Source organism: Deferribacterota bacterium (assembly GCA_034189185.1).
Lineage (GTDB): Bacteria > Chrysiogenota > Deferribacteres > Deferribacterales > UBA228 > UBA228.
The window spans coordinates 1-4,802 of the sequence record JAXHVM010000143.1; the positions used below are offsets into that span (position 1 = coordinate 1).

6 protein-coding genes are annotated in these 4,802 nt (G+C 30.4%); 4 read left to right on the plus strand and 2 right to left on the minus strand.

What is annotated here, in order from left to right; genetic code table 11:
* From SVN78_08560 to SVN78_08575, 4 genes are all read left to right on the plus strand, one after another.
* Positions 1-607 (plus strand): molybdopterin dinucleotide binding domain-containing protein (locus SVN78_08560; protein MDY6821657.1); only part of this gene is annotated, 607 nt, incomplete at its 5' end.
* 17 nt (positions 608-624) lie between these two features.
* A complete protein-coding gene (locus SVN78_08565) occupies positions 625-1,431 on the plus strand; it encodes a 4Fe-4S dicluster domain-containing protein (protein MDY6821658.1) in 807 nt (268 codons plus the stop codon).
* 72 nt (positions 1,432-1,503) lie between these two features.
* The gene (locus tag SVN78_08570) at positions 1,504-2,232 is read left to right on the plus strand and encodes a molecular chaperone TorD family protein (protein ID MDY6821659.1); all 729 of its coding nucleotides are present in this window, start codon (positions 1,504-1,506) and stop codon (positions 2,230-2,232) included.
* Positions 2,225-3,325 (plus strand): 4Fe-4S binding protein, encoded by a 1,101-nt coding sequence (locus tag SVN78_08575; GenBank protein MDY6821660.1) that lies wholly within the window; start codon positions 2,225-2,227, stop codon positions 3,323-3,325. The genes SVN78_08570 and SVN78_08575 overlap by 8 nt, the downstream gene beginning before the upstream one ends.
* Before the next feature lie 9 nt (positions 3,326-3,334).
* Here the strand turns inward: SVN78_08575 and SVN78_08580 are convergent, their stop codons facing one another.
* Together SVN78_08580 and coaBC are read right to left on the minus strand one after the other, a co-directional pair.
* Positions 3,335-4,039 (minus strand): uracil-DNA glycosylase, encoded by a 705-nt coding sequence (locus SVN78_08580; GenBank protein MDY6821661.1) that lies wholly within the window; start codon positions 4,037-4,039, stop codon positions 3,335-3,337.
* Positions 4,032-4,802: bifunctional phosphopantothenoylcysteine decarboxylase/phosphopantothenate--cysteine ligase CoaBC (gene coaBC, locus SVN78_08585; protein MDY6821662.1), on the minus strand; the 771-nt coding region annotated here is incomplete at its 5' end. The genes SVN78_08580 and coaBC, both read right to left, overlap by 8 nt.

Here is a 4,802-nt window from a genome sequence, read left to right on the forward strand (position 1 = left end):
CCCAGATGCAGCTTTCTTAAGGGGAAACACCACAGATGACTATATTTATACAAGGCTTGATCCAAGGCCAATACCATTATACAATTTTGAAGGCTATGATATGATAAAAGATGGAAGAACGCCTTATAAACTTGTAATGATTGCAAAAGCTGCAAGAAATAAATCACACTCAACTTATGATAATGTTCCATTTATCAAAGACGAATTCCCTGGAAATATTTGGTTAAATACAAAGGATGCTGAAGAGCGTGGGATAAAAAACGATGATGTTGTATATGTTTATAATGATAGGGGCTGTGTAAAGGTCAAAGCATATGTAAGTGATAGAATGAGACCAGGCTCATGCAACCTTGAACAGGGTAGCTGGTATTCGCCAAGTACAACTGAATTTGTTACTATTAAAATGGATGTTCATAATGCAATTGAAGATCCTAACCATATGGAAGACATTAAAGTACCAGTTGATGTTGGCGGTTGTTCAGCAACGTTGGTTCCATTTCTAGAATCAGGCCCACACGATCCACATCAATCAGTTATGGGGATTGGTGGCAGTGGAATGAGCCACAACTCAGTATTAGTTGAAGTAAGTAAAACGAAACCAGAATAATAAATTAGGAGGTAAATATGCCACAATGGGGTTGGTATTTTGATCAAAGCAGGTGCATTGGTTGTAAAACTTGTACACTTGCTTGTAAAAATTGGAATGATGATAAAAGAGGAGATAAAAATATCGAGGGACATACCTCATATGCATGGATTGAATCTGGAGACTACCAAGTAGAGGTTGGCGAAACAGAAAAAAGAGAAACTTATATTAATCCAGAAACAGATAATTGGAACCTTGAAGAATGGAGAAAGCATTATATGAAGGAAAGGTGGAGAAGAGTGCCTACTCCCTACGGACTTGTAACAAATTATAATGACTCAGCAACATTGCTAGGTTCAAAAGAAAACGGGGTTATAACAGGTACCTATCCAAATATTAACACCTTCCCTCTGTCAATATCTTGTAATCATTGTGAGAATCCAGCTTGTCTTGAGGCTTGCCCTGTGCAAATTATATATAAAGAGCCAGAGTTCGGCGCAGTTTTAGTACACACTGAAGATTGTATTTCCTGTGGGGCTTGCCACTCAGCTTGTCCTTGGGATGCGCCTCAATATTACAACGAAAATTATTGGCAGTACGCACAAAATGATCCAGCTAGACCTAAAATGACTAAATGCACTTTTTGCATTGATAGAATATCTGATGGAAGAAAACCAGCATGTGTTGCAGCTTGTCTAAATAGAGCACTTGATGCAGGCCCAATTGATGAATTAAAGAGAAAATATCCTAATGCTACCCTAGATGCACCAAACTTTGATCACAACCAAACAACACCTTCAGGTAAACCACTAAATCCAAATATTATTTTTAAGAAAAAAGAGTAATTATAATAATAGAGGGCTTAAAGCCCTCTATTATTTAATTTAATAATAACAATTAAAGGAGTTTACAATTATATGAGTAATAACATAAAAACAGATAGTTTAGATATTAAAGCAATATTGAATATGAGGGCACAAATCTATTTTCTTCTGTCACGCTTGTACGAAAAGGAAGTTGATAAAGAATTATTTTATACTTTAAGAAATCATTTACCCCTTCTAGAAGAATTGTCTAAAAGTAGTGAAGATGAGGCTTTTATAAAAGGTGTGGGTAGTCTAAAAAATAGATTGTTAAATATTAATAATGAAAATTTAGATGAATTTATAGATGAACTTGCAAGAATTTATGCAATGTTATTTTTAAATGTTACAGCTAGCATTGTAGAAGTTAAAACTATAAACCCCTATGAGTCAGTCTATCTTTCAGAAGAAGGCTTAATGTATCAACAAGAGACTGAGGATGTTTTAAAATTTTACATAAATAATAAAGTTATAACCAAAAAAAGCTTCAATGAACCAGATGATCACATAGCAGCTGAACTTGCCTTTATAGGACATTTGAATGAACAAGCAATCAGATTTTTAGATGAAAACAACTATAAAGAAGCATCAGATAAAATAAAAACCTCAAAAGAATTTATGGAAAAACACCTTTTACGTTGGGTAAATAAGTTGTGTTTAGATATTAGAGAAACAGATATTAGCAATTTCTATAAACCAGTAGCTGATATAACCCTTGGTTTTATAAGGACTGATTATAAATCTTTAGAGGATTTAGTAAATGTATTAAATCAAGATGTTTAATAAACTAACTTCCTTAAATAACACAATAAAAACAATATCGCAAAATTTATTTATTGATCCCAATAGATGTTTAAATTTTATTTCAAAATACAAACCGTGCTCTATATGTACCCAAAATTGCCAAAATAATGCTATTAATATAGACAAAGATAATAAATTAATCGAGATCGATGATAGCAAATGTAGCGAATGTGGAGTTTGTGTTACAAAATGTCCAACAAAAACATTTGATTTTAAATTTTATCGTTATTATAAATTAATAAGTAAAATTAATGAATTTATTGTTAATAATAAAGATTTAATTTTTATATGTAAACAATTCTATGAAAAAAACAATAGTTTAATACCTCATAATAATCTAACCTATCTAATTGAAATACCTTGTACTAGTATTATAGATTTTACAATCTTAATCCATATTGCAAATAATACAAACAAGCCGGTTACAATACTCTGTGATTGTAAAAATTGTATCAATTCAGTAGGCAACAAAATATTTTTAGATAACAAAGAATTAGCCTACAATTTTATTAAAAACTTCAAAGATGTAAAACTCTCGGTAGAAATAATTAATGACACAGATTACATAAAAAATATCATAGGCAATAACAACAAAGCTAAAAAAGAAATTCCCTATCTTTCAAGAAGAGAACTCTTTGGATATTTCAGAAAAGAGAGCATAAATAGTGCAAAAGATTTGTTAACTCTATTTATAAGCAAAAAAGAACTAAAAGAAAATAGAAAAATACTACATTCAAAATATATACCATTAAATAGAGTCCTATTAATTAAAAATCTTAAAGCAATGAAATTAAACTCAAAAAATGCTATATTTGATACAGCAAACTCTATTGAATTAACCTCTATAGAGATAGATTTTAATAAATGTAGTCTTTGTAGACTTTGTTATATATTTTGCCCAACGGGTGCACTTTCAGAAAAAACTATAAGAGATGAAGATGGAAAGTTAAAGAAAGTTGGAATAAATGTAGCCATAAATAAATGCATAAAATGTGGTTTCTGCATATTTATTTGTCCAAATAAAGCAATATCGTACAACAATAAGCTAATGCTTGACGAATTGATAAATTAAGCACAATTTCTATAAATCTTTTAATATAGACATAGCCTTTTGTAAATCCTGCCAAGATTCAGCTTTTTTGTTAGGATTTCTTAATAAATATGCAGGATGATATGTTGGAATAACTTTTATTTTCAAATTACTATTATTAATTTTTAGTTTTAACTCCCTAATAGAGCCTCTTATCTTTGTTATCGACATATTAATATTTAATAAGTAGTTAGCAGCAGAGCTACCCAAACATATAATTACTTCTGGTTTTATATGCCCAATCTGTTTTATCAAATAGGGCAAACACATTGCAGCTTCATCTTTTGTAGGCACTCTATTATTAGGAGGTCTACACTTAACAATATTTGCTATATAAACCTCTTCCCTTTTATATCCCATCGCTTTTATCATTTTATCTAACAATAAACCAGCTCTACCAACAAAAGGCCTCCCCTTCTTATCCTCCATATAACCTGGACCTTCTCCAATAAACATTAATTTAGCATTAAGAGAGCCTTCTCCAAAAACTACATTATTTCTATTTAGAGATAGGTTGCATTTTTTACATGATAATACTTCATCCTCTAACTTCTTCATTAAACTTAAGATATCCTTATCAGTATTAATACTAACAGTGTTATTACTTGAAGGCATTTGTTCTTTAACTACATCTTTTCTTTTATTTGGAATATAAAACCATTCAATACCATAGACAAATCTGTAAAAGTTATCCATTTATACTTTTATATATTTCAACTGCTTTAGATATTATTTCTTCTGCAATTTTTTCTTTTGTTGCTTTTGGCACCCTTTTCATTCTACCATTTTTATATATCAATGTGACTTCATTATAATTAGAATCAAAGCCTATATCACTCCTCGAGATATCATTTAAAACAATCATATCTAGATTTTTTTCACCTATTTTCTTTTTTGCATTCTCAATTAAATCATCACTTTCAGCTGCAAAACCAACAAATACTTGGCTTTCATCTTTTTCTTTTGATAATTCCTTCAATATATCAGGATTTTCTACTAGCTCTAATAAAAAACTCTTACCCTTTTTTATTTTTCTTTCACTTATTTCTTTTGGTTTAAAATCAGCTACAGCTGCAGCCATTATCAATATATCACTTTCTTTTACTTCTTTTTTCAATAGATTTAACATCTCATCTGCAGTTTCAACATTAAATATTCTATCATAATGTATGTCTTTACAATCTATACTCCCAGTCACTAATGATACAGTACCGCCCTTTCTCTTTATAACATTAGCTAATGATAAACCCATTTTCCCTGATGATCTATTTGTTATATATCTAACAGGATCAATATACTCCCTTGTAGGGCCTGCTGTAACTAAAAATCTAATCCCCTTATATTCTTTGCTGCTTTGTATGTAATCATTAACATAATCAAAAATTTCATCTGGTTCTTTTAGCCTGCCAACCCCTTCATCGCTACAAGCTAATTCACCTTTAGATGGGGGGATAATATT

Bases quoted from the DNA above. Each gene is read 5' to 3' on its own strand.
- SVN78_08575 (MDY6821660.1), top strand. From the start codon at position 2,225: ATGTTTAATAAACTAACTTCCTTAAATAACACAATAAAAACAATATCG.
- SVN78_08570 (MDY6821659.1), top strand. From the start codon at position 1,504: ATGAGTAATAACATAAAAACAGATAGTTTAGATATTAAAGCAATATTG.
- SVN78_08565 (MDY6821658.1), top strand. From the start codon at position 625: ATGCCACAATGGGGTTGGTATTTTGATCAAAGCAGGTGCATTGGTTGT.
- SVN78_08580 (MDY6821661.1), bottom strand. From the start codon at position 4,039: ATGGATAACTTTTACAGATTTGTCTATGGTATTGAATGGTTTTATATT.